Source organism: Listeria sp. MAN/IMW/UF555, assembly GCF_058684075.1.
This window is the reverse complement of sequence record NZ_JBZWZS010000003.1, coordinates 400,907-425,832: the sequence shown is the minus strand read 5'-3', so window position 1 is coordinate 425,832 and position 24,926 is coordinate 400,907. Positions and strand designations below refer to the sequence as shown.

At 40.5% G+C, this 24,926-nt stretch carries 24 protein-coding genes; all 24 read right to left on the bottom strand.

Annotated features, from left to right (window positions below; translation table 11 throughout):
- Positions 1-37 precede the first annotated feature (37 nt).
- The 24 genes from AC4PG8_RS11845 to AC4PG8_RS11730 all read right to left on the bottom strand — a co-directional run bounded on the left by AC4PG8_RS11845 (position 38) and on the right by AC4PG8_RS11730 (position 24,681).
- Positions 38-781, bottom strand: coding sequence for an SIS domain-containing protein (locus AC4PG8_RS11845; RefSeq protein WP_003772916.1), 744 nt, complete (start codon positions 779-781; stop codon positions 38-40).
- Positions 782-1,501 carry a KDGP aldolase gene (locus AC4PG8_RS11840; protein ID WP_003772914.1) on the bottom strand — a complete coding sequence of 240 codons (720 nt, stop codon included), beginning with the start codon at positions 1,499-1,501 and terminating at the stop codon, positions 782-784. It abuts the gene before it with no gap.
- On the bottom strand, positions 1,461-2,210 hold the full coding sequence (locus AC4PG8_RS11835; protein WP_185325256.1) for a creatininase family protein: 750 nt from the start codon (positions 2,208-2,210) through the stop codon (positions 1,461-1,463). The genes AC4PG8_RS11840 and AC4PG8_RS11835 overlap by 41 nt, the downstream gene beginning before the upstream one ends.
- A 12-nt stretch (positions 2,211-2,222) precedes the next feature.
- A complete protein-coding gene (locus AC4PG8_RS11830; protein WP_003772912.1) occupies positions 2,223-3,215 on the bottom strand; it encodes a phosphotriesterase family protein in 993 nt (330 codons plus the stop codon).
- 70 nt (positions 3,216-3,285) lie between these two features.
- Positions 3,286-4,584: a PTS ascorbate transporter subunit IIC gene (gene ulaA / locus AC4PG8_RS11825; protein WP_003726308.1), complete on the bottom strand. Its 1,299-nt coding sequence runs from the start codon at positions 4,582-4,584 to the stop codon at positions 3,286-3,288.
- Between the two features lie 26 nt (positions 4,585-4,610).
- On the bottom strand, positions 4,611-4,883 hold the full coding sequence (locus AC4PG8_RS11820; protein ID WP_003726309.1) for a PTS sugar transporter subunit IIB: 273 nt from the start codon (positions 4,881-4,883) through the stop codon (positions 4,611-4,613).
- Between the two features lie 2 nt (positions 4,884-4,885).
- A complete protein-coding gene (locus AC4PG8_RS11815) occupies positions 4,886-5,320 on the bottom strand; it encodes a PTS sugar transporter subunit IIA (protein ID WP_010991380.1) in 435 nt (144 codons plus the stop codon).
- 193 nt (positions 5,321-5,513) lie between these two features.
- Complete coding sequence (locus tag AC4PG8_RS11810) at positions 5,514-7,580, bottom strand: BglG family transcription antiterminator (protein ID WP_492170397.1); 2,067 nt, start codon at positions 7,578-7,580, stop codon at positions 5,514-5,516.
- 154 nt (positions 7,581-7,734) lie between these two features.
- A complete protein-coding gene (gene tuf, locus AC4PG8_RS11805) occupies positions 7,735-8,922 on the bottom strand; it encodes an elongation factor Tu (protein WP_003739865.1) in 1,188 nt (395 codons plus the stop codon).
- 108 nt (positions 8,923-9,030) lie between these two features.
- The gene (gene fusA, locus AC4PG8_RS11800; RefSeq protein WP_003772905.1) at positions 9,031-11,118 is read right to left on the bottom strand and encodes an elongation factor G; all 2,088 of its coding nucleotides are present in this window, start codon (positions 11,116-11,118) and stop codon (positions 9,031-9,033) included.
- Positions 11,119-11,183: 65 nt separating this feature from the next.
- The gene (rpsG, locus tag AC4PG8_RS11795) at positions 11,184-11,654 is read right to left on the bottom strand and encodes a 30S ribosomal protein S7 (protein ID WP_003722012.1); all 471 of its coding nucleotides are present in this window, start codon (positions 11,652-11,654) and stop codon (positions 11,184-11,186) included.
- 30 nt (positions 11,655-11,684) lie between these two features.
- A complete protein-coding gene (gene rpsL, locus AC4PG8_RS11790) occupies positions 11,685-12,098 on the bottom strand; it encodes a 30S ribosomal protein S12 (protein WP_003720973.1) in 414 nt (137 codons plus the stop codon).
- A gap of 192 nt (positions 12,099-12,290) precedes the next feature.
- On the bottom strand, positions 12,291-13,688 hold the full coding sequence (locus tag AC4PG8_RS11785; RefSeq protein WP_003772902.1) for a deoxyguanosinetriphosphate triphosphohydrolase: 1,398 nt from the start codon (positions 13,686-13,688) through the stop codon (positions 12,291-12,293).
- 15 nt (positions 13,689-13,703) lie between these two features.
- A complete protein-coding gene (locus AC4PG8_RS11780) occupies positions 13,704-14,183 on the bottom strand; it encodes a GNAT family N-acetyltransferase (RefSeq protein ID WP_070752313.1) in 480 nt (159 codons plus the stop codon).
- 130 nt (positions 14,184-14,313) lie between these two features.
- Positions 14,314-14,958 carry a ribulose-phosphate 3-epimerase gene (gene rpe / locus AC4PG8_RS11775; protein WP_185547649.1) on the bottom strand — a complete coding sequence of 215 codons (645 nt, stop codon included), beginning with the start codon at positions 14,956-14,958 and terminating at the stop codon, positions 14,314-14,316.
- Positions 14,955-16,970 (bottom strand): transketolase, encoded by a 2,016-nt coding sequence (tkt, locus tag AC4PG8_RS11770; protein WP_070276378.1) that lies wholly within the window; start codon positions 16,968-16,970, stop codon positions 14,955-14,957. The genes rpe and tkt overlap by 4 nt, the downstream gene beginning before the upstream one ends.
- Before the next feature lie 33 nt (positions 16,971-17,003).
- On the bottom strand, positions 17,004-17,678 hold the full coding sequence (locus AC4PG8_RS11765; protein ID WP_185501225.1) for a ribulose-phosphate 3-epimerase: 675 nt from the start codon (positions 17,676-17,678) through the stop codon (positions 17,004-17,006).
- Positions 17,679-17,686: 8 nt separating this feature from the next.
- Positions 17,687-18,127: a ribose 5-phosphate isomerase B gene (rpiB, locus tag AC4PG8_RS11760; RefSeq protein ID WP_003764201.1), complete on the bottom strand. Its 441-nt coding sequence runs from the start codon at positions 18,125-18,127 to the stop codon at positions 17,687-17,689.
- 194 nt (positions 18,128-18,321) lie between these two features.
- Positions 18,322-19,353 (bottom strand): zinc-binding dehydrogenase, encoded by a 1,032-nt coding sequence (locus tag AC4PG8_RS11755; RefSeq protein ID WP_045553821.1) that lies wholly within the window; start codon positions 19,351-19,353, stop codon positions 18,322-18,324.
- A gap of 1 nt (position 19,354) precedes the next feature.
- The gene (locus AC4PG8_RS11750) at positions 19,355-20,407 is read right to left on the bottom strand and encodes a galactitol-1-phosphate 5-dehydrogenase (RefSeq protein ID WP_003772891.1); all 1,053 of its coding nucleotides are present in this window, start codon (positions 20,405-20,407) and stop codon (positions 19,355-19,357) included.
- A gap of 36 nt (positions 20,408-20,443) precedes the next feature.
- Positions 20,444-21,715, bottom strand: coding sequence for a PTS galactitol transporter subunit IIC (locus tag AC4PG8_RS11745; protein ID WP_003772888.1), 1,272 nt, complete (start codon positions 21,713-21,715; stop codon positions 20,444-20,446).
- A gap of 60 nt (positions 21,716-21,775) precedes the next feature.
- Entirely contained in the window at positions 21,776-22,057 is a 282-nt protein-coding gene (locus AC4PG8_RS11740; protein ID WP_003722023.1) for a PTS sugar transporter subunit IIB, read from the bottom strand.
- Between the two features lie 56 nt (positions 22,058-22,113).
- Positions 22,114-22,578, bottom strand: coding sequence for a PTS sugar transporter subunit IIA (locus AC4PG8_RS11735; RefSeq protein ID WP_070235154.1), 465 nt, complete (start codon positions 22,576-22,578; stop codon positions 22,114-22,116).
- Between the two features lie 33 nt (positions 22,579-22,611).
- Positions 22,612-24,681 carry a BglG family transcription antiterminator gene (locus AC4PG8_RS11730; RefSeq protein WP_492170396.1) on the bottom strand — a complete coding sequence of 690 codons (2,070 nt, stop codon included), beginning with the start codon at positions 24,679-24,681 and terminating at the stop codon, positions 22,612-22,614.
- Between the last annotated feature and the right edge of the window lie 245 nt (positions 24,682-24,926).

The following is a 24,926-nucleotide window of genomic DNA, read 5'->3' as shown; positions in this document are numbered from 1 at the left end:
AAACCCTAGGGAAACAAAAACCCTAGGGACGCTATTTTTATAAATTCATTCCAAGTAGCGGAATTCGTTCATTGTATTTATCAACAAGTGCTTGGTTGTGCTCATCGGCATTTTCGACATTACCACTTATAAATACTGGTGGTGTGAAGTTATCGTTCACCATTTTTTCAATCGCTTCGGCAAAAATGGACTGCAAGATGACAGCGCCAGTTACCGTGGAAGTCGGCGCGAATGCTATGTCAAAGTTAGCTGATTTTAATACTGCATCCCCTTTAACAGCGCCGTTATCAATTACAATGTCACCTGTATCGGATAAGCGTTTACCAGATGTGTGGCGTGATTTTTGGCTAGCTGAATATTGTAATGAAGTAATAACGATGACAAATGCGCCTTTTTCACGGGCAATTTCAGCAACATCTATTGGGACAGGATTGCGGCCAGATGTGGATAATACAATCATCACATCACCCGGGCGAATGTCTTCCTCAGCCATAAATGTTTTTGCGTAGTCATTTTTACGCTCGAGTACTGAAGAAGCCGCAGCACCTTCGTGAAGCATAAGTGGTTCGTGTAAAATCGGATGAATCGCAGCAAGTCCACCAGCTCGGTAAAATACTTCTTCTGTTAAAATATGCGAGTGACCGCAGCCAAATAAATGGATCACACCGTCGTTTTCGATGGACTCGGCTACCTTCGCTCCTGCTTCTTTTACATAATCAGCTTCATTATCAAGAATATTTTCTAATAAGCGAATCGTAATATCGATATAGTTATTAATCATTTATTTCCCCTCCAAAGCTGCAAAAATTTTCTCGATTTCTTCTGGTTTAGTGCGACCTGTAGCTTTATCAATTGTTTTTCCAAAGATATGTGGCATGAAAAACGGAATGCCGGTCGTCTTGATGGCAGTTGTTATTTCAAGGATATTCTCGGCGCCAATCCCTCCTGCTGGCTCAATGCCGTATATCCCTTTTTCCGCTGCAACTTTTGTTAAATAAACAAGTTCGTCTAAATACTTTGTTCCTTCGATGCTCATAAATTTGATTGAAGGAATATTTGCGGATAGACAATAATCGACAGCTTCTTCAGCGGTAATTTCGTCGCCGGAAGATAGTTTGACAATACCGACTTTTCCGGTTGGTCGAACGAGTGCATTGGTGTATGTTTCTGGAAGCAAGTCATTTGTTAATCCCGCTGTTTCGATTGGTTGGTTAATATGACTATTCGGTACGAGGCGCGCGATATGAAGAACATCCCGCCAATTGTGCCAGTCGCCGCCACCACCAAGACCAACACTGATGACCTCAGCTGTTGTTTGTAGTTCTTTCACCACATTTGCAGCTTCTTCTGGTGTTTCATAATTTGTCGCCACGATTCCTGGTACTGCAAAACCGCGCGATGCTTCCATGACTTCCAAGCTATTTTCTTTATCTTTCGCTAAAAAATTAAATAGCGCAAAATTATTCCATTTCGGTAGATTTTCGAATTTTTTCTTGTTCAAGCTTTATCAACTCCACACATGTTTTTAACGTTTTTTCGATCAAGTATTCGCCTTTTTCTGCCGTTGCCAAAGTTGCTTCTCCTAAAACTGCTGTCTTGGTGAAATTTTGCCACGGTGTTGGTGTGAAATCCGCATCAATTGGTAAAATTGGCGGGTCATCAATGGCACGACTCATATCCGCGTTTTCCGGTGATAAGTAGAGCATGAGGGATGTTTCGATTTCACAAGCATGAATATAGGTATGATGGTTTGCTTTTCCTTCGCGCACGTCCATTGCAAGTTTTTGGATATTTGGGTAAAAAATGTGCAAGATAATCATATCCGGAAATTTGGCATATAGTTCGCGCGCTGCATCTTTTAGCGCCGCCATATTTCCAAGATGTCCGCTCACTGGGACAAACAGGCGGAATCCTTGTTTATATAGACTTTCACCGAGTTCTACAACTACTTTCGTTACCGTTTCATTTGATAGCGTTAAACTTCCCGGGAAATCTTGCAAACTCCAAACTTGGCCATAGGGTAATACGGGAAGCACAAATCCATCTGTTTCCGCCGCTATTTTTGCTGAATATTCTGACGCTAAAATATTGTCTGTCCCTAGCGGCAAATGAGGTCCGTGGGCTTCAACTGCTCCTATTGGCAAAAGGACTGGTTTTGTTTTCGTGATTTTTGCGCCAATATCAAAAGAATTTTCATCTGCATATAACACAGATTTCGCCTCCTATTTTTTAAAAGTAAAACATCTTGCCGGGTTATCCACGAAGAATTTTTTAACTAATTTTTCTCCGTCAAAGCCTTTTTCGTTAGCTTCGTCAATAAAACGTGGCACCCATTTTTTGGCAATATATTCAAGTCCTGGTCCGTGGCCGTAATGTTTATAATAAGTTTTGCGCGCTGTATCACCACTGACTAAAATTTGATCTTCAAAGCCTTCCGAAACTAGATAAAGAATCGCTGCAATCCGAGCGCTTTCTGGTGCGTATTTGATTTTTGCAATGCCATCAAACGACATGAATGCGCCTGTTTTGGCAACTTGCTTGTGATAATACGGGTCTAAGTTGCGATCCATATGCCCAATAGAGAGGTATTCTAACGGGATATTTTCTTGTTTTAAAATCTCAATTTGCTCTAAAGCCATCGTTCCCGCTTCGGTGTGAGAATGTATTGGTGCTTTTGTCTCGTGATGTGCTCTAGCAACCGCGCGTATCGTCTTTTCTTCTAAAGGTGTAATCATATTGTAGCCAGTTCCAAATTTCACCTGACCGGCCTTATATGGCGTTCCTTCAAGCCCATTTTCGACTTCATTTACAACGAATTCCGTTAGTTTGTCTATAGAAGTGTTTTCAATCCATTCATAGTATGTTTCAAAATCGCCTATGATCGGCTTCAGTTCTGGTTTAATTTTTCCGTCCCATAAGAAACTTTTGTTAAAACCAGCTGTTCCAACAATTTGAATGCCTGTTTCTTTGGAAATTTGCGCCACATCTAAGACGCGTCTGCCATAATCAACCGCGGTTGCATCGACAATTGTTTTTCCGCCTAAATCCGCGAAATCTTGTACATCAAGTTGTGATTTTTCTTTATCATCCAAAAGTAAATCGTCGGCATCTCGCTCTTGCCAGTAAGCCGGTACACAAACGATGTGCTCGTGTGAATAAGTAAATCCTAGTTGTTCAGGGGCAATATCTCCATAAAAAGTACGAATAAAACTCATTTTCTAAAACTTCCTTTCAAAAAACCTCTTCCTCTTGAATGCTAGACAAGGAAGAGGTTTTGATTTTTACTTAAAAGAATAACTTCGCTAACATGCTGACAATTGGGCCGAGGATAAACATATCTGAGTCGGCTGCCCACATTGCTGTATCTGGCACAGTCGTATTAATAAAGAATGTAACCATGATATATTGACCCCAAGCAACAACCGTAGCCGTTAAGAATCCACCTATTAAGGCGCCTCTCACCCCACCAGTTGAGTTACCGAATACACCAGCAACTGCCCCGTGGAAGAAGAGAACAATCATTGTTGGCACAAACACGTAGCCAACTGTATTTCCAAGTACTACTAACCAGATAATCGCTCCAATGAACGCACCCACGAAACCGATAATTACGGAGTTTGGTGCATATGGATAAACGATTGGCGCATCCAGTGCAGGTTTCGCACCCGGCACAAGTTTTGTTGCAATACCATTGAAGGCCGGTACGATTTCACCGATAAACATCCGCACACCTACAAGAACGATGGCGATACCAGCTGCAAACGTAAAGGACTGAACGATGGAGTATACGATAAAGCTTTGATTTCCAGCTTCTGCGATTAATTTTTCTGCTCCTGGTGTTTTCTTCACCATCAGAATCACTGCACCAACTACGAACAGAATTCCCATTGTAAGAGCTGTAATAACGTTAGAGTCACGTAGGAACTCTAATTTTTTCGGTAAATTGATATGTTCTGCATCATTTTTCTTATTTCCAAATACTTTTCCTAGTAAAGCCGATAGAATCGCTACACTGGAAGAAGTGTGCCCTAATGCAACGTTATCATTTCCAGTAATTTTACGTAGGAATGGTTGTGTAATCGCTGGTTGTAATGTCCAGTAAAGACCCATGATTACCGCTAAGAAGAGTACAAGGCCCCAGAATGGAATATCTCCACCGACAGCTTGAACAGTAATCCCAGCAAAAATCGTTGTTGTCCAGAACATCATATGACCAGTTAAATAAATATACTTAAATGGTGTAAATCTTGCTAATAATACGTTGACTAAAAATCCAAGAGTCATCGCAAGCGTTACCGCACTACCAAATTTAGCATTAAAGGCTTCTTGTCCTAAAAACCCTGCAAGTGGCGGTGTTTCAAGTCCGAATACTTCTTTCCACATTGGTTCAAAAATCCCAAGGGAACCAGTAATAACAGCCGCACCAGCGTTAATAATTAAGAATCCAATAATTGCTTTGAACGTTCCGCTAATAACTTGGCTTAAATTTTTCTTCTGTAAAAGTAACCCGAGAAGTACGATAAAACCTAAAAGTATGGCTGGGGTTCCAAAAAAGTTATTGGCAATCCACGTAATAATCTCCATTTTTTTCCCACCTTTTTTTGTCTTATTTAACTATTGATTGCTTCAGATAATGCCGTTTTAATTTCTGCATTGTCAAAATAGTTGTTGACGATGACTACTTTGGCGCTTGTATCTGTTCCAAGTGTTTCTGCTAATTCTTGACTTGTTACAATAATATCCACATTCATCGAACGCGCAGCTGATACATCAATATGCTCTACGTCTGCATCTACTCCCATGTCGCGTAAAACTGTTTCTACATTCATTCTTAAAATTAGGCTTGTTCCTTGACCAAGTCCACACACTGCTAAAATTTTCATCGTTATCCCTCCACTAATTCTCCAATTGCTTGATAATCTTCTGAATGAATCATTTTTTCAATGTTATCGCTGTTACTAAGCAAGGAGACAATTTTTTGAATGACTTTTAAATGTGCCTCACTTGAAGTTGCTGCAAGTCCGAATACTAATCGTACGGGATCATTTGCGGCGTGTCCGAAATTCACGCCATCTTTTAGTACGACAAGCGATACTGCAGAGTTTTCAACACCATCAGTTGGTCTTGCATGAGGAATTGCTATTTGAGGTGCAATGACAAAGTACGCACCATTTTCATGATAAGATTCCACCATTTTTTCTACGTACTGTTCGCTCACATAACCTGCATTTACTAATAATTCTCCTGCTTGCATGATAGCTTCATCAGCATTTTTAGCTGATCCGTGCAGATTCACAAGCTCTTTATCCAAAAAAGACATATCTCTTCATCCCTTCTAACTAATTGATAGCGCTATCAATAACTTACACTCTTATTATAGCTGTAGCCTCTCTGTTTAAAAAAGCCCAATTCCTTTCTTTTCGAAAGTGCAAAGAATAGACTGTTACATTTCGTTGTTAGCGAGCGTACAAAAAAGCCAGCGCGGCATCTTACTGCCTCACTGGCTTTATCGCTTATTTTATTGTTAACATTGCGGCAATTTCTGCTGCTGATTCGGCTTGTTCAATCTGCTCAAGTAAGTGATGTTTCATGATTAAATTAGTGAGCTGGCTTAGCGCATTAATATGTGTATAGGAGTCAATGGAAGCGAGCACAATAATTAACTTCACTTGATCCTTCGCTTTACTTGAAAATGATACTGGCTGATTTAAGCGCAGTAAGCTCATTCCGACTCGATATGCGCCGTCATCCACCGACGCGTGTGGCAGTGCTATCCCTGGTGCAATAACGATATATGGTCCTAGCTTTTCAATGTTTTCAATCATAGCTTGTTGATAGTTTCCTGATATATAGCCTTCTTGTTGTAGTGGTTTTGACGCAACTCGGATAGCTTCATGCCAATCCGCCACACTATCTTTAAAAATAATTCGTTCTTTTGGCAACAGTTCTTCAAGTGTTGGCGATTTTTCAAGTTGGCTGTCCGATTGCACTTGGAACAATACCGACTTCAGCTTGGCCGCCAATTTTTCGCGGTCTTCCACTTTGGCATATTGATCCACTACATCAAGCACAGAAGACAACATGCGCGCATCCGAATCCTTTTGCAAAACGTGCGGGGCAATCGCCTTCATCAGTTGTTGCTTCTGCGCCTCAGTCAAAATCGGACTAACGATGAAAACTGGTGCTTTCGGTTCCATAATTGGCAAAGTCGACACAATAAAGTCTGGCGCGTATAACCCTTTTTCAAATTCACGGATGGAAATTGGTTCTAATATTTCAACACGTTCACCGAGTAATTGTGCAAGTTGCCGCTCAATCATACGCGACGTTCCTACCCCTTTCGAGCAAACAATTAAAAGTTTCTTCCGTTCAACTAAAGTATTGTTTTTGCGAGAAAGATAACCGCCGAACAAAATCGTTACGTACGCTATCTCATCTTCGGGGATTTTTTCACCGAGTAAATCTTCTAGTGGTTCTAATGATTTTTTTGTAATCTCATACACGTCACTATAACTTTGCTTAATATCTGTTCGCAGCGGATTAATCCATTCAATTTGGAATTTAAGCCGATAATATGCTGGTTGTAAATGGAGCAATAAATCTTTTTTTAAATTACGGTGGTCTTCAAAATTCACACAAGCAAGGCGCTCAAATTCGGCAATAATTTTCTCAACAATTATATCCAGCTTTCCTTCAACAGCTGCATCATCATTCAAGCGACTAGCGCCAAGTAAAAGTTTTCCTAAATAAGTAATTTCCGCATGATTGATCTTAAAATGCTCTTTTTGCTGTAATTGCTCGTAAATTTCCTGAGCAATATTAAAAGATTCTACCTCATGTTCTTCGTGCTCATTTAAATAACAATCGCGTTTCATTCGTTCTTTAAAGAAGAAAATCATAATTCCGATTCGTTCAATGACCTCGTCTGTATAACGAATACCGATTTTTTTCTCTGTCACTGCTAATATTTCAAAAATTGTATCTAAATGTGGGAAAAGTTCTTTATTGTTAATCATTGGATTTATTTTCATTAAATCGAGTAACTGGTCTGCTGTAGCTATTTCTTCGTTATTCATACAATAATGAATGAAAAACTGACGAATACTACGTTCATCACCAAGAACCATATTCCCATTTTTCCGGTCATAAGCGAGCTCTAAGTTAAACTGTTTGAGCGCTAATTTTAACTGTTTAATATCCTGTAAACTAGTGTTACGACTAACTTCATTGCACGCATTAATTGTGTCAATAATTACTCGCGCATCTGTTACAAGCAGAAAAAATAAAATACGGATACGACGCTCACTTGCTGAAAAGACTTTGTGGCTCGCTTCCCTATTTCCAAGAATTTCTTTAATTGTCGATTTTTCATCTTCTAATAAATAATAACCTTGTCCACGAACGGATTGAATACCATCAAGCCCTATATCATCTAATTCTTTATTAATTTTTTCAACATCATATTGTAGTGTTCGTTTGGAAATTCCTAGTTCTTCTTGTAATTTCTCGGGTGCAAGATATACATTTGCCACGACGAGCGATTCGAGCAGCATCATATTTCTAGCATCAAATTGTACCACTTGGCCTACCTCCTTGATTTCGGTCTAGAAGGTAAAAAGATATGTCTACTTTAAGGTTATGCGAAAATGTGATATTTTTCAAGTTAATTTTTATTTCAGGCACAAAAAAACCGACAAAGCCAAATGACTTTGTCGGTTTGAATCGTATCAGATATTATTTGCTGATGTTAGAAACAACGCCAGCGCCTACTGTACGTCCGCCTTCACGGATAGAGAATTTAGTACCGTCTTCGATAGCGATTGGTGCAATTAGTTCAACTGCAAGCTCAATGTTATCACCAGGCATTACCATTTCAGTACCTTCTGGAAGTGTAACAATACCAGTTACGTCAGTAGTACGGAAATAGAATTGTGGGCGGTAGTTGTTGAAGAATGGAGTGTGACGTCCACCTTCTTCTTTAGTTAAAACATAAGTTTCAGCTTTGAAGTTAGTGTGTGGAGTAATCGAACCTGGTTTAGCTAATACTTGACCACGTTGGATATCTTCACGAGCAACACCACGTAGAAGTGCGCCAATGTTGTCGCCAGCTTCAGCGTAGTCTAGTAATTTACGGAACATTTCTACTCCAGTTACTACTACTTTTTTGCTTTCTTCTTCGATACCGATAACTTCTACTTCGTCACCAACTTTAACTTGTCCACGTTCAACACGTCCAGTTGCAACTGTTCCACGACCAGTGATTGAGAATACATCCTCAACTGGCATCATGAATGGTTTGTCAGTATCACGTTCTGGAGTTGGAATGTAAGAATCTACAGCTTCCATTAACTCGTCAATTTTAGCTTCCCAGTCAGCTTCACCTTGAAGTGCTTTAAGAGCTGAACCTTTGATTACAGGAATGTCATCGCCAGGGAATTCATATTCAGTTAATAGATCACGAATTTCCATTTCAACTAATTCTAGTAATTCTTCATCGTCAACCATGTCACATTTGTTCATGAATACAACGATGTATGGAACACCAACTTGACGTGAAAGTAAGATATGTTCACGAGTTTGTGGCATTGGGCCATCAGCAGCAGATACTACTAAGATAGCTCCGTCCATTTGTGCAGCACCAGTGATCATGTTTTTAACGTAATCGGCATGTCCTGGGCAGTCAACGTGTGCATAGTGACGGTTGTCAGTTTGGTACTCAACGTGAGCAGTAGAGATTGTGATACCACGTTCTCTTTCTTCTGGAGCACCATCAATTTGATCATAAGCTTGTGCATCAGCAAAGCCTTTTTTAGCAAGTACAGTTGTAATTGCAGCTGTTAAAGTAGTTTTACCATGGTCAACGTGTCCAATAGTACCAATGTTAACATGGGGTTTAGAGCGGTCAAATTTTTCTTTTGCCATTTTAAAATATCCTCCTCGATAATTCAATAATTATTTTTTACTTAGCTTAAATTTAAACTAAGTAATACTTCTAACTAAAGTTATACTTGATGTTGCGAAAAAAATCAATTAATCTTCTTTGTTGTTTCCACCATTAGCTTTAATGATTTCTTCTGCAATAGATTTAGGAACTTCTTCATAGTGGTCAAATTGCATAGTGTATACACCACGACCTTGCGTACCTGAACGAAGGTGAGTTGCATAACCAAACATGTTTGCAAGTGGTACAAATGCGCGAACAACTTGAGCGTTACCGCGAGCTTCCATACCATCTACACGACCACGACGGGAAGTAATGTTACCCATGATATCACCAAGGTATTCTTCTGGGATAACAACCTCTACAGCCATCATAGGCTCAAGGATTACAGGATCACATTTCTTAGCAGCATTACGTAATGCCATTGAAGCAGCCACTTTGAAGGCCATTTCATTGGAATCGACGTCATGGTAAGATCCGTCGTAAAGTTTTGCTTTGATGTCAATCAGTGGGTAGCCTGCAAGTACACCATTATCTAGTGCGCCTTCAAGACCTGCTTGTACAGCTGGGATGTATTCACGTGGAACAACCCCACCAACGATTGCATTTTCAAATTCAAATCCTTTACCTTCTTCGTTTGGTCCGAATTCAATCCAAACGTGACCATATTGTCCACGTCCACCGGATTGACGTACGAATTTACCTTCAACTTGAGCAGATTTACGGAATGTTTCACGATAAGAAACTTGTGGATCACCAACGTTAGCTTCAACGCGGAATTCACGTTTCATACGGTCAACAAGGATGTCAAGGTGAAGTTCACCCATACCGGAGATAAGAGTTTGGCCAGTTTCTTGGTCAGTTTCAGCACGGAAAGTTGGATCTTCTTCCGCTAGTTTCGCAAGAGCTTGCCCCATTTTATCTTGGTCAGCTTTCGATTTAGGTTCGATAGCGACTTGGATAACTGGTTCTGGGAATTCCATGGATTCTAAGATAATTTGTTCTTTTTCATCACATAAAGTGTCCCCAGTAGTTGTATCTTTAAGTCCTACGGCAGCAGCGATGTCACCAGCGTATACGATCGAAATCTCTTCACGGTGATTAGCGTGCATTTGAAGGATACGTCCAACACGTTCACGTTTACCTTTAGTCGAGTTTTGTACATATGAACCGGAATTCAAAGTACCGGAATAAACACGGAAGAAAGTTAAGCGTCCAACATAAGGGTCAGTCATAACTTTGAATGCTAGGGAAGAGAATGGTTCTGAATCATCAGCGTGACGAGCAGCTTCTTCTCCATCAGGCAATACGCCGTTAATAGCTGGAACATCTGTTGGTGCTGGAAGGTAATCAAGTACTGCATCTAACATTGGTTGAACACCTTTGTTTTTGAATGCTGTACCACAAACTACAGGATAGAACTCAACGTTAAGTGTTCCTTTACGGATACCAGCTTTAAGTTCTTCTTTTGTAATTTCTTCGCCTTCTAGGTATTTCATCATTAGCTCTTCGTCAAGTTCAGCAACGGCTTCCACTAATTTACCGCGGTATTCGTCTGCTAAGTCTTTCAGATCAGCTGGAATTTCTTTAATATGAGGGTCATTTCCTAAATCATCTTCGTAATACAACGCGTTCATTTCGATTAAGTCAATGATACCTTCAAATGTATCTTCGGCCCCGATTGGGAGTTGGATTGGGTGCGCGTTGGCAGCCAAACGTTCATGCAAAGTACCTACAGAATATAGGAAGTCTGCGCCGATTTTGTCCATTTTGTTGACGAATACTACACGAGGAACCCCGTAAGTAGTAGCTTGACGCCAAACTGTTTCTGTTTGTGGTTCTACACCAGATTGTGCATCTAGAACCGCAACAGCACCATCAAGTACACGAAGCGAACGTTCAACTTCAACTGTGAAGTCTACGTGTCCTGGTGTATCGATAATGTTTACTCGGTAGCCTTTCCATTGAGCTGTTGTCGCAGCAGAAGTGATAGTAATACCACGTTCTTGCTCTTGCTCCATCCAGTCCATTTGAGAAGCACCTTCATGGGTTTCACCAATTTTGTGAATACGCCCTGTATAGAAAAGGATACGTTCAGTAGTGGTAGTTTTACCCGCATCAATGTGGGCCATGATACCAATATTACGAGTCTTTTCTAAGGAGAACTCTCTAGCCATGTTGTATTTCTCCTTCCATAAAACAATTTTTCAGGCAATACGCCTGGAATTTGTTAGTGATTTTTTTACCAACGATAGTGAGCGAACGCTCTGTTAGCATCAGCCATTTTGTGTGTATCTTCGCGTTTCTTAACAGAAGCACCAGTATTATTGGCAGCATCCATGATTTCGCGAGCAACACGTACTTCCATTGTTTTCTCTCCACGAAGGCGAGCATAATTTACTAACCAACGAAGACCAAGAGTAGAACGACGGTCAGCACGTACTTCGATAGGTACTTGATAGTTAGCACCACCTACACGGCGAGCTTTAACTTCAAGAAGAGGCATAATGTTCTTCATAGCTTGTTCAAATACTTCCATCGGATCTTTACCAGTTTCTTGTGCAATGATATCGAATGCGGAATATAGGATAGCTTGAGACTTTCCACGTTTTCCGTCAACCATCATTTTATTAATTAAACGAGTTACTAGTTTCGAATTATAAATCGGATCTGGTAACACGTCACGTTTAGCAACAGGACCTTTACGAGGCATCGGATATCCTCCTTTCATATTTTATAAGTATTATTTTTTAGGTTTTTTCGTACCGTATTTAGAACGGCTTTGTCCTCTATTTTCAACACCAGCTGTATCAAGCGCTCCACGAACGATATGATAACGTACCCCTGGTAAATCTTTTACACGTCCACCACGAATAAGAACAACACTATGTTCTTGTAAGTTGTGACCAATACCAGGAATGTAAGCTGTTACTTCAATACCATTACTCAAACGTACACGGGCATATTTACGAAGCGCCGAGTTAGGTTTTTTAGGAGTCATGGTACCAACACGAGTACATACGCCACGTTTTTGAGGAGAGTTAACGTCTGTTAGTTCTCTTTTAAAACTGTTTAGGCCCTTGTTCAAAGCAGGTGATGTAGATTTTTTAATTTTAGATTGACGAGGTTTGCGTACTAATTGGTTAATTGTAGGCATGGGATAAATTCCTCCTTCCTTATTTAGTAGTTCCACACATCCAGGTGGTTCATTTTTTCGGTAAAATAAAATGGCTGTAAGTTCGACCTACAACGCTGTTTTATTTTCAGACCTCTGTTTATAGTAGAGGCACCTTGAATATAGTAACACCTTGAGGTTTAGATGTCAAGGTGTTACTTGAAATTTAGTTAATTAGCTAAGACCATTCAAACGTTGATATAAATCTTTCGCGTAGCTGTCGGTCATGCCGCAAATGAAGTCTGTTACGAGAAGTAATCGCAGGTAAAGTTTCATTGTTTCGCTTTCGCCTTCTGCGTTTTTGCGGTAGCAGCCTAGGTAGTTGTCGGAAATCAAGGTTAGTAGGCGTTTATCTTTGGCTGTTTGGCGTTCTGGGGTTTCGCTATCATAGTAGATAACTGCTGGGATGAACGTTTCGAGCAATTTGGAGATGATTTCGTTACCGGCGATTTCGGATTCAACAATGCCTTTATCTTGGTAAATATACGTGAATGATAGGCTTTGTAAAATTTGTACGAGTTGTTCGGCACTTGAAGCATCGATAAGCGAGTCGTTGAATGTGCCTGCCATGATGGCGTCGTAGTTCTCGTAAAACACTTCGAGTGAGCGATTGATTAATTGGCCGCGGACGTTCGATGCTAGCCATTGTTGTACGATGAAACTTTCTTCTTGTCCTTCATAGCGCTCGCTTTTTTTCTTGAGTTCGTTGTAGCACGCGGCAGTTACTTTATTATGCTCTTCTACTTCTTCAAAACCTTTTAAGATTTGCGTGATGTTGACGATGCCTTTTTTCACGCCGTCTTCTAGGTCGGCATTTAGGTAGGCGATGTCGTCTGCCACTTCTAGTAAATAAGTGAGCGGATGACGGTTATCAAGCGCTTCTGTCGCTGTTGTTATTTCATTAAAAAGTGATTCATCAGCGTAAAAATAGCCTAGTTTTTTGCTTTTAATTTGTTTTTTATTTACTTTTAAGGAAGAAACTGGGTATTTGATGACTGCGTTTAAAGTGGCAAATGTTAGGTTTAAGCCGTATTGGTCGAAAAGATAATGCAGTTTGGAAACTACGCGGAGCACTTGCGCATTACCTTCAAAGTAGTAAAAGTCTTCTTTCATTTGCGGTGTTAAGATTTCTGCTAGGCTTTTATTTTTGTAAGTGATGGTTGCTAAATTATCTCGGAACCACTCACGGATACTTTCTTCGCCAAAATGACCGAACGGCGGATTTCCCATATCGTGTAAAAGTCCTGCACAAGCAAGGATTTCCGGGATTTTGTCCGCATGATCTTTTGTAAAATCTTGGTCTAATTTTTCTTCTTGAATCGTGTGTGTAACCATGTTTCCCATTGATTTTGCGATTGTACTTACTTCCATTGAATGGGTTAGTCGTGTCCGAACAAAATCGCTTTTTTCTAGTGGGAATACTTGGGTTTTATCTTGTAAACGGCGAAATGACGCACTCATGACGATACGTTGAAAATCATTTTCAAAAGCGCTACGTACGTCGGTATTTTTCGAGCGAGTGACACCGGATTCGCGGCGGCGTTTGTCATTTAATAGTTTATCCCATTTCATTTAAATCTCATCCTTTCATAGGTTGCTTAGTTTTTCCATTTCGGCTTTAGAGAGCCTATGTACGGTCCATTCTGACATTTTTTCTGCGCCAATTTTTTCGTAAAAATCCATGCCTGATTTATTTTCATTTAGGCACCACCACTCAAATCTACCGCAATCACGTGCTAGGGCAAGTTTGGATAAATAGCTGAAAAATTGTGTCCCAAAGCCCTTTCCGCGCATTTCTGGAATGATGTAAAGGTCTTCTAAGTATAAGCCTTTTTTGCCAAGTAATGTGGAAAAATTATGGAAAAAGAGTGCGAAACCAACTGGCTCACCTTGGTATTCAGCGATAATTACTTCGGCTGACTTTTCTTGAAAAAGGGCTTTGTGTAGGCCGGATTCGGTTGCTACTACATCTTTTTCAATGCCTTCATGAATTGCAAGTTCGGTAATAAAACGAAGAATTAACTTCGTGTCCTTTTCTGTCCCGTTTCGAAATGCTAGTTGTGTCATATATCTCTTCCTTTTCGTTGTCGTATTTATTTAAGTATAAGCTAGTGCGGGGGATGTATCAATTAAAAAATAGCTTCTATATAATAGAAAAAAACTAGGCGCTTTTTAGGCAACCTAGTTTTTTCGTATTTTATTTTTTTAAGCCTTTAATACAAGCTACTTTATCTGTTGCTCCAAAGAAGTACGATCCGGCAACGAGGACATCTACGCCGGCTTGTTTACATTTTTCTGCGGTTTCGGCATTTACGCCACCGTCTACTTCGATCACATAGCTGCCGTTATTTTCTCGGCGCCAATTATCCAGATAGCGCATGTTTTCAATCGTTGAATCAATGAATGATTGTCCGCCAAATCCAGGATTTACTGTCATTTGTAAAACTAAATCTACGTCGCCCAAAATAGCATCCAGCACGCTCGCCGGAGTTCCCGGATTAAGCACGACTCCAGCTTTACATCCCGCTGCTTTAATTTGTTGAATGACGCGGTGGATGTGCGGTGCGGCTTCGATATGCACGGAAATAATGTGCGCCCCAGCTGCTGCAAATTTTTCAATGTAGTTTTCTGGGTTTGAGAGCATTAAGTGGACATCAAGTGGAATAGTCGCCGTTTTGCCAATTTGTTCGACCATATCAATTCCAAACGTCAGGTTCGGCACAAAATGTCCGTCCATGACATCGATATGAAGGTAGTCAGCTCCGGCATCTTCTGCTTCTTTAATGGAGTTTGCCATGTTCATATAATCAGCTGCGAGTAAAGATGGCGCTACGAATGTCATACGCGCACACCGGCTTTCGCAATCACAGCTTCGACGCGATCCGCCACATTTTCTGGTGTAAATCCATAAGCGTTAAACAAATCTTTCGCAGGGGCAGATGCGCCGAAGTGATCGATTCCTAACATATCGCCTTCTGACCCAATAAATTCTTTCCAACCGAATGTTGCTCCAGCTTCAATCGCAAATCTCGCTGTGACTTCTTTTGGTAAAATGCTTTCTTTATAAGCATCGGTTGTTTTTTCAAAGCGTTCCCAGCTGGATAAACTAACAACGGAAACGTCGATATCTTTTTTCGCAAGTTCCGCTTTCGCTTCAATTGCAAGGGACACTTCTGATCCTGTTGCGATAATGATAGCGTCTGGTTTGGAACTCTTTGCTGGTGCTACGATATAAGCACCTTTATCTACACCTGCATCCACTTCTTCTTGTGCATTTTCAAGTACTGGTAAGTCTTGGCGTGATAATACAAGTGCGATTGGACCATTGGTGTTAGTTGCAGCAATTTCCCAAGCAGCGCGGGTTTCTTTGGCATCGGCTGGGCGGATAACTGTTAGGCCTGGCATAGCACGAAGCGAGGCTAGTTGTTCGATTGGTTCATGTGTCGGACCGTCTTCACCTACAGCGATACTGTCATGCGTGAATACATACGTTACCGGAAGTTGCATTAAAGCAGCCATCCGCATCGCTGGACGCACATAGTCTGAGAAGACGAAGAAAGTGGAGCCAAATACTCGTAAACCGCTATGAAGTGCCATTCCGTTTAACATTGCTCCCATTGCAAATTCGCGCACACCGAACCAGATATTTTTACCAGCTGGGTCTTGTATGCTATATGCTGGGCTCGCATCAATAAATGTTTTGTTCGAGCAACCTAAGTCAGCGGATCCCCCGAACAGTTCCGGTAATTCGGCTGCAATTGCGTTAATCATTTTTCCAGAAGCAGAGCGTGTTGCAACATTTGTGCCCGCTTCAAAAGTTGGCAAATTAGCGTTCCAATCGGCAGCTACTTCTCCCGCTAACACGCGGTCTAATTGACTTGCAAGTTCTGGGAATTCTTTTTTGTAATTAGCGAGCATTGTGTTCCAAGCGCCTTCTAGTTTTTCTCCGCGTGCTTTGTAATTTCTTAAATAATCACGAACTTCAGCTGGTACTGTGAAAGGTTCTTCTGCCCATTCATAATGTTCTTTCGCGCCATTCGCTTCTTTTTCACCAAGCGGAGCACCGTGACTTGCGGAGCTGCCTGCTTTTGTTGGTGCACCGTAACCGATGACTGTTTTCACTTCGATTAGCGTTGGTTTTGATGTTTCTAATTTTGCTTGAACAATTTTTTCTTGAATTGCCGCTAAATTGTTGCCATCTTCTACGCGTAAAACTTGCCAGCCGTATGCACGGAAACGATCTGCTGCATTTTCACTGAACGTTGCACTTAAATCGCCATCTAAACAAATATCGTTGGAATCGTATAATACGATTAATTTTCCAAGCCCTAAATGTCCTGCAAGTGAGGCTGTTTCTGATGCCACACCTTCCATCAAGTCCCCGTCACCGCAAATCGCATATGTGTAATGGTCGACAATTGGATAATTAGGTTGGTTATACTCCGCCGCTAAATGAGACTCCGCCAGCGCCATTCCAGCCGCCATACCAATCCCTTGTCCAAGTGGGCCACTCGTTGCATCAACTCCCGCAGTCCATCCAAATTCAGGGTGTCCTGGTGTCAAACTATCTAATTGACGGAACTGTTTTAAGTCCTCCATTTTTACATCATAACCAAATAAATGAAGCATGCTATAAAGTAGCGCGGACCCGTGCCCTGCTGATAAGACAAATCGGTCGCGGTTAAACCATTCTGGGTTGGCTGGGTTGAATACTAAATGTTTTGCAAATAGCATATACGCCATTGGAGCAGCTCCCATCGGCATTCCTGGGTGCCCTGAATTTGCTTTCTCAATCATATCAATGGATAACGAACGAATCGTGTCCACAGCTTGTCTATCTAATGTTTTTTTCAAAACTGTCATCTCCCTTAAATTGTTTGTGCTTTATTACACATGTTTTTCTACATCTGACCAAATGTGTACTAGTCTTTCTGCATAACTCGTTTTATCTCGGTCATGAAATAACGCGGATGTGCCTAGTACATAAATATCTGGTAGACAATCTCGCATCAAGCCTACTGTTTCTTTATTAATATTGCCGTCTACTTCGATAAGTGGTGCATGCACTTTTCCTTCTAGTTTTGCTTTTAAATCATGCAGTTTTGGTAATACATCTGTTTGGAATTTTTGCCCTGCAAAACCTGGATTTACCGTCATCATTAACACCATTTCGACCTCATCTAAATACGGATAAATGGCTTCAATAGGAGTTTCCGGATTTATCGCGATTGATGGTTTAATATTGTAAGAACGGATTTTCCGGATTACTTCTGACACATCTTCTGCTACTTCCACATGAAACGAGATATATTCAGGTTTCGCAGTGGCGTACATGTCAATATATTTAAGTGGGGTAATCGTAGCCAAATGTATGTCTAAGGGGATTTCTGTGTTATTTCGTACTATTTCCAAATATTCTGGACCTAGTGCTAGATTATTCACATATATACCGTCCATCACATCGCAGTGTAGTAGTTCCACACCAGCAGATTCGAGGCGCCGGAGCTCTTCACCTAAATGTAGTTGGTCTGCACACATAATTGAAGCGGCTATTTTCCTCATCTTCATCCTCACTTTCTTTCAAGTTCAGTAATTTTATCCAAGCGACGTTTATGACGATCTCCTGCAAAAGACGCCTCAAGCCAAGTATCAACAAGTAAAAGTGCTAATCCTTCGCCGATGACGCGTTCGCCTAGGCAGAGAACATTGCTATTATTATGTTCACGGGTGGCACGCGCGGAAAAAGTATCAGAAACAACTGCTGCACGGATTCCATCGACTTTATTCGCAGCAATACTCATACCAATTCCAGTTCCACAGCACAAAATCCCAAGATCAGCTTGTCCGCTTACTACTTGATTCGCGACCTCTTCCGCATAAGACGGAAAATCGACACTTTCGTCTGTATATGTTCCAATATCAACAACTTCAATATCTTTTTCACGTAAATGTTTCACAATGGCATCTTTTAGTCTACGTCCGCCGTGGTCGCAACCAATTGTTAATTTCATTTAATTTCACCTTCATTAATAGATTTTTTTCTTTTAACGTCTTATAATGAAATGGAACCGAGAACATACGCGAATATGTTCTCGGCTCATTTCTAAGGATGACTACTGTAAAACATCTGAGCCCGAGAAGCTTTGGATTCGTTTGCACGGTTATCCTTTTTTTGATGTTTTTTCATACAGCCCATCCTCCATTATTAAGATTTCACTAATACTTTAATTTCATTTCCTGCCATAACTGCCTCGAAAGCCTCGCGCCAGTCATCTAAGCCATATACTTTAGTAATCATTTTATCCGTATTGATTTTGCCATTAGCAAGTAAGTCGAGCGCTAAAATCCATGAAGATGGTTTTTGAGAACGGCTACCGATATAAGCAATTTCACGTTGGATAATGGATTCTTCGTCAATCGCATTTTTCTTTTCTGCAAAAAGTCCTACTTGAATAAAATCGCCTTTTTTCTTCGTTAGAGGTAATCCTTGGTTCACTGCTGGTACTGCGCCGGAACAATCAAATACGCGTTCAGCTCCGTAACCATCTGTCATGCCGAGCACAACTTCAGCCAAGTCTTCTTTTAAAGTATCGACAATCCGGTCCATTCCAAGTTCTTTTGCTAGACGTAAGCGGTCGCTATCTTTGGTAATTCCTGCCATAATCACCGTTGCCCCTTGCGCTTTCACAACTTGAGCTAGTAACAAACCAATTGGACCTGGTCCGAAAACAAGTACTGTGTCATCTGGACGAATCGTTGTTTTTTCAAGCGCTGAATGCACACAACATGCAAGCGGTTCTGTTAGTGCTGCCGCTTCAAGTGAAATCCGTTCATCAAGCACATGACAACTTTCCTCGCGAGATAAAACAAATTCTGCAAAACTACCATTTGCTTGCGTACCAATACCACGACGATTGCTACATAAATTGTAATCACGTTCCTTACAATAAATACATTCTCCACAAGTTTCAAAAGTTGTTTCACTTGTGACGCGGTCTCCCACTTTGATACTTGTTACATCTGGCCCAACTTCCACAACGACACCAGAAAATTCATGTCCTAATGTAACGGGAGTTGTTGGATTTTTGTATTCACCCTTAAATGTATGGATGTCTGATCCGCAAATACCAGTAAAAGCTACTTTGATTTTTACTTTGTCGCCATAGACTTGTGGTTCTTCTACATCTCTTAGCTCCATTTGATCATATCCGGGGTTTGTTTTTACTACTGCTTTCAAATTAATCGTCACCTTTCTGCGGCAATATCATCACTTTGTTATAATCATGCTCTCTGGAAAGAATCATATCAAAAGCTTCTTTCGTTTCCTCTAGCTTATAACGATGCGAAATTAGTGGTTTCAGCTTAATTCGACCTTGTTTCACGAATTCAATCGACGTACGCCACTCCTCACCTGGAAATGGTGCTGAGTAAGAATTCCAAAAACCTTTAAGCGTAAGTTCACGTCTAAAAATATTTTCAAAAGCTTCTTCGTGTAAAAGTACATCTGCGTAGGCGATTCCTAAGTAACCAACTTTACCTTTTTTCTTCGTTACAAGAAGGCATTGTTCTTGCGTTATTTTTGAACCAGCACACTCGAGCGCGATATCAGCTCCAAGACCATTTGTATAAGCAAAAACGCGTTCTTTTAAGTCTTCGTTTTTAGGATTAATGGTATATTTACAACCAAATTCCCGTGCATCTGCTAACTTTTTATCACTGATGTCGACGGCGATAATATCTTTCACGCCTGCAAGAAGTAAACATTGTACAACCAAGATTCCGATGGTTCCAATCCCGAAGACAATGACCGTATCGCCAAGTCTCGGCTGAATACCAAGTACCCCGTGCATTGATACAGCAAGTGGTTCAATCATTGCACCTTCTTCAAAATCAAGGTCACCGATAGAAATGACATTGTCTGCTTTCATTACGACATTTTCAGCAAATCCGCCGTGGAAATGTGATCCCACCATCCGGTAGTTGTCGCATAGTGCGAAGTCTCCTGCTTTACAATAATTACATTCCATACAAGGCTCAAGCGGAATCCCTGCAACACGGTCACCGATAGCTACATTTGTTACTTCGCTACCAATTTCTGTAACTACACCTGCGAATTCATGTCCCATTACAGCAGGCAGTGGGTATTTCCAGCGAGTCTGCATTTTATGAATATCCGATCCACAGATGCCGACTGCTTTTACTTCAACACGAACTTGATCTTTCCCACAAGTCGCTTCATCAATTTGTTCTGCTTTTATTACATTATTCTCGTATAACACAGCTGCTCTCATGTTACTATCACCTCTTCTATATCATTAAGACAAAACTTAGAAAATAGCTGCCCAAGCTTGAGAGAATTTAAGAATAGCCCAGTTAAAGAAGTTACCACCCATATCAAGTGTACTAACTTGTGTTGCTCCTTTAGGGAATTCGTAAACACCTTTCATCATTTCTGTATGAACAAGACCGAAGTCAGTTGCCATAAGAAGCGCTAGTGCAATAACTACAGTTCCAGCTAAAACAGAGTGAAGAATGTTACCTTTACGAGATGCTACTACGAATGATACGTAGAATGGAATAGTTGCCAAGTCACCAAAAGGAAGTACTTTGTTACCAGGAATGATAACAGCTAAGAAAAGAGTGATTGGAACAAGGATTAAACCAGTAGAAATATTCGCTGGGTGACCGATTGAAAGTGCTGCATCAAGCCCGATATAAAGTTCGCGGCCTTTGAAACGAGATTTCATGAAATCACGAGCGGATTCTGAAATTGGAATTAAACCTTCCATTAAAATTTTAACCATACGAGGCATTAAGAACATTACCGCACCCATGGACATACCAAGTTGTGCAACTGCCCCAACGTCATAGCCTGCAAGAATACCGATTGCAATACCTAGAATAAGACCCATCATCATTGGTTCCCCGAAAATACCGAAACGTTTTTGAATAGTTTCTGGGTCAACGTGGATGTTTTTAATACCAGGAATTTTAGCGATTAGCCAACCAACTGGAATACCGATGAAACCGAATGCTGCTGTAGAACCTGTTGGTAAGGAGATCCCTTTTAATCCGTAAAATTCTTCTACCATAGGTTGTGTTCTGTCTGCCATCCAAAGAACAGCAACTTCATAGATGATTGCACAAAGAATCGCGAACCACCAGTTACCACCAGTTACGATATAACCAGTCGCACCTGCTGCGATAAAGTGCCAGTAGTTCCAAATATCAATATCGAGTGTTTTCGTAACTTTGAAGAAAATAAGTGCTAAGTTAACTACCAAACAGATTGGAATTAGAATCGCTGCAACTGGAGAAGCCCATGAAGCCGCGGCTGCTGCTGGCCAACCCGCATCAATAATTGTTAAATTCAGTCCAAAACGCTCAACCATTTGTTGCGCTGCCGGACCTAAGTTACTAGATAGTAAACTAATAACAAGGTTAATACCTACAAACCCGATACCAATCGTAATCGCTGAACGAAGCGCTTTCTTTGCTGGTACTCGGAAAATTAATGCAATAAAGAAAATCATAATAGGCAAAATAACTGTAGGCCCCAAGTTTAAAACATACTGTACTCCTGACAGAAGTGTATCCATTTAATATTTCCTCCTTTTTTCTCTGTTTAATGATAAATGTTAAACTCCCTTGCGCAGCCTTTATTTAAGGTGCGCAAGTATTTCTTCGTCTAATTCTTCCATACCCATACCAGTGATATAAGAAGTTGCAATAATAGCTGGGATTTTGTAAGTTGTCGGTAAAATAGTTGTTGATACGATTAAATCTGCTCCGTCTTGCATGGACGCTGCTTCTGAGATTTTAATTTGTTTTACTTCTGCATCCACATTGTTTTCTTTTACCAAACGTTCTACTCTGTCCGTTACTACTGTTGATGTTGCAATTCCTGCTCCACAAGCTACCAAAATTTTAAATTGTCCCATGATAAATTCCTCCTAATTAATTGCTGCGATTTTTCGCGGCTAATTTTCCTGTTTTTTTAAACGGTAATTGTTTCTAAAATTTGTTTTACTTCGTCTTCATCTTTCGCTCTGAGTAATGCGGCTACATTGTCTTTATCCTGAATCGTCCCCATCAATTGCTGAAGTACCGCGAGCTGGCTGTGAGGTTCATTTAGTCCGAGTACGAAAATCAAATTCGCTTCAACCGTTTGACCAGCATCTTCCATTAATTTAAATGGAATGCCCTCTTTCACAGTGATTACGGCGATAAATTGTTCCGTAACGCATTCTGGATCCGTGTGCGGTAATGCCACGCCGTATCCATCTAATTTTAGCCCCGTTGGAAAGGTTTGTTCACGGTCTGTTAGTCTTGTTAAAAAGTCATCCGTTACATACCCTTCAGACTTTCCACTTTCTGCGACCATTTGGAATAGGTCCTCTTGTTTCTCGATATCCGATTGAACCCAAACCATTCCTTTTTTCAAAAATTGTACTAAATCCATTACGAAATCCTCCTGTAATTCTTTCTGACTTCTCTACATTGTCTTTTTTGTTTCCAAGTCCGTGAAGTTTTTAATTATTTGGTGCATTTCTTCTGTGTTTCTGGCATCCGCAAGTTTTTTCAGTTCTTTTTTGTTCTCCGATAATTCCATCAATTGTAGTAAAGCTGTGAAGTGAGCGTTTTTATCTACGGCTGCAATGACAACGATAAAATGTAGCTCTTTACCGCCTTCAAGTGGCAGGCCTTCTTCTAGATAAAGCAAGCTCATTCCGAGGCTATTTACTCCTTTTTCCGTTTCAGCATGAGGGATAGCTATCGTATTACGGAGAATGATGTTCATAATCGGTGCCGGATATTGCCGTTTCATTTCATCCACGTAGGCTGGCTCAACCACTCCCGCGGAAAGTAACGGTAAAGCCGCATGATAAATTGCTTCATGCCAGTCTTTCACAGATTTCTTACGTGTGATTCGCGTTACTTCAAGCAAATCTGCGAGTGAGCTTTTGCCTTCGTGTTTCAATGTGTTTTCTTCTGGAACTGGCATTAAATAGTCTGCTAGCACTTTTTCAAGACGGGCAGCATCTTTAATATCAGCAAATTTGGAAATAGTTTTCATTAATTGATCGACGCTGATATTCACCTCATCCACTAAGTAAACCGACCGCATCACCCGGCGCCTAAGCTCGAGTCGCTCTTTTCCATCCATCAATTGATTAATTAGGAAAAATTTCTTATCGGTCGAAAGTGGCACTGCGGAAAATACAATGTCATAACCTAACTTTGTTTGTTCAAATTCTCGAATCGACATCGCTTGATAGAAAAATATTTCCGGGAAAAGGCTTCGTAATGTTTTTTCCATCAATCTCGAAATCGACAATCCGTTCGGACAAACCACGACTGCTTTTAGTCTCGTTTGTAATTTCTCCGTGGATTCGATTAAATGCCCTCCAATGAAAAGGGTAATAAATATACTTTCATTTTCAGGAACCTTGCTACCAATAAAACGTTCTAATGGTGCTAACGACTCTTTCACGATGTAATGCACGGCTTGGAATTCTTGATCAATCTTGTCTAAAATGCTGTAATCTGTTGTAAGATGATACTTAATCCGATAATACGCAGGTTTAATATGTGCAAATAATTTTTCAAGTAACGATTCTTTGTCTACTAGTTGAATACAAGCCTTTTTCTCAAATTCGCTTAGAACTTGTTCCAGTGCCAGCCTTAACTTGTGCGTTTCCTCTGATTTTAAATATTGTTTCGGAAGTACATTGGAAGTTAAAAGTTGTAATGTGATGTACATTCGCTCTGCTTCTGGCATATTCGGCTCTTCTTCAATAAAAATCTCTGCTGCTCCGTATTCCCGAGTATCTGACAATTCATTGTAGTCAATCAGGAAAGATGTCGTAATTGTTTGCCCCTTCTTCATCCGCCGAAAAACAGCTTCTAAAATGTAAGGCAGTATTTGCATTTTATTGTCAATAAAATGCAAATTCAGGTGATGCTCGACTTGTTCCAATTTTTCCCGAAGCTCTTTAATTCTCGCTTCGTCCACTTGCATGAAATCCTGTAAATACTCTTCGCCGCCAAAACTTTCTATGATGTGTTCTGCCGCATAAATGAGTGCCGTCCGCTGGTTCCACTCGTCTCCGTCAATTAAATAGCCACGCATCCGCGAATATTTAACTTCGAGGTTGAATTTTTCAAGTGTTTTTTGTACCAGCTTCAAGTCTCGTAATACGGTGTTCTTGCTCACCTCCAGCTCGCTTATAAAGTGATTAAGGGATAACTCTTCACTTCCTGTTGTTAGCATGAGGATGATTAGACTGGCGCGTTCCTTTTCTGATGGGATGTACCAATCTGTTTTTTCGCCATCTTCCTCACCAATGATTTGAAACAGGTCAGGTTCTACGATAAATCGACCATTTGCGGCACGATGAATCTTCGGGTAAGTCTGTTCTTCTAGCCAGTTGTTAATTTTTTGGAAACTATAGTCGACTTGTCTTCGAGTTAAACCGAATTTGGCTTGTAAGTTTGTACTCGATGTGTCAGGATGTCGTAAAAGTTCTTTTAAAAGTGAATTACTTCTCTCATCCAAATACATGTCGTTCCCTCCTGTTCGTTTTAATTATAAATCTAATTCTAATAAAAATGTACACGCTTTCATCCCAATAACTTGCGGAAAGAATGTACATCATTGGGCTTTACTTGTGACTTTTTTAACAAGCCCACTATTTATAAATGATTAATTATTGCCTTCAAAGCTTGTCCTATCATCTATTTGGCAAACTTTTTTATGACGTGTGAAATCTGCTTTGAAACAAAAATGAGAATCAAGTAATGGAGTTT

Excerpts from the sequence above, each read along its gene's own strand:
- AC4PG8_RS11740 (WP_003722023.1), bottom strand. The coding sequence starts at position 22,057 with ATGGGACAATTTAAAATTTTGGTAGCTTGTGGAGCAGGAATTGCAACA.
- rpsG (WP_003722012.1), bottom strand. The coding sequence starts at position 11,654 with ATGCCTCGTAAAGGTCCTGTTGCTAAACGTGACGTGTTACCAGATCCG.
- ulaA (WP_003726308.1), bottom strand. The coding sequence starts at position 4,584 with ATGGAGATTATTACGTGGATTGCCAATAACTTTTTTGGAACCCCAGCC.
- AC4PG8_RS11815 (WP_010991380.1), bottom strand. The coding sequence starts at position 5,320 with ATGTCTTTTTTGGATAAAGAGCTTGTGAATCTGCACGGATCAGCTAAA.
- rpsL (WP_003720973.1), bottom strand. The coding sequence starts at position 12,098 with ATGCCTACAATTAACCAATTAGTACGCAAACCTCGTCAATCTAAAATT.
- AC4PG8_RS11780 (WP_070752313.1), bottom strand. The coding sequence starts at position 14,183 with ATGACACAACTAGCATTTCGAAACGGGACAGAAAAGGACACGAAGTTA.
- rpe (WP_185547649.1), bottom strand. The coding sequence starts at position 14,958 with ATGACATTCGTAGCGCCATCTTTACTCGCAGCTGATTATATGAACATG.
- AC4PG8_RS11785 (WP_003772902.1), bottom strand. The coding sequence starts at position 13,688 with ATGAAATGGGATAAACTATTAAATGACAAACGCCGCCGCGAATCCGGT.
- AC4PG8_RS11820 (WP_003726309.1), bottom strand. The coding sequence starts at position 4,883 with ATGAAAATTTTAGCAGTGTGTGGACTTGGTCAAGGAACAAGCCTAATT.
- rpiB (WP_003764201.1), bottom strand. The coding sequence starts at position 18,127 with ATGAAATTAACAATTGGTTGCGACCACGGCGGACGTAGACTAAAAGAT.
- AC4PG8_RS11750 (WP_003772891.1), bottom strand. The coding sequence starts at position 20,407 with ATGAGAGCAGCTGTGTTATACGAGAATAATGTAATAAAAGCAGAACAA.
- AC4PG8_RS11830 (WP_003772912.1), bottom strand. The coding sequence starts at position 3,215 with ATGAGTTTTATTCGTACTTTTTATGGAGATATTGCCCCTGAACAACTA.
- AC4PG8_RS11745 (WP_003772888.1), bottom strand. The coding sequence starts at position 21,715 with ATGGATACACTTCTGTCAGGAGTACAGTATGTTTTAAACTTGGGGCCT.
- tuf (WP_003739865.1), bottom strand. The coding sequence starts at position 8,922 with ATGGCAAAAGAAAAATTTGACCGCTCTAAACCCCATGTTAACATTGGT.
- fusA (WP_003772905.1), bottom strand. The coding sequence starts at position 11,118 with ATGGCTAGAGAGTTCTCCTTAGAAAAGACTCGTAATATTGGTATCATG.
- AC4PG8_RS11845 (WP_003772916.1), bottom strand. The coding sequence starts at position 781 with ATGATTAATAACTATATCGATATTACGATTCGCTTATTAGAAAATATT.
- AC4PG8_RS11765 (WP_185501225.1), bottom strand. The coding sequence starts at position 17,678 with ATGAGGAAAATAGCCGCTTCAATTATGTGTGCAGACCAACTACATTTA.
- AC4PG8_RS11730 (WP_492170396.1), bottom strand. The coding sequence starts at position 24,681 with ATGTATTTGGATGAGAGAAGTAATTCACTTTTAAAAGAACTTTTACGA.
- AC4PG8_RS11735 (WP_070235154.1), bottom strand. The coding sequence starts at position 22,578 with ATGGATTTAGTACAATTTTTGAAAAAAGGAATGGTTTGGGTTCAATCG.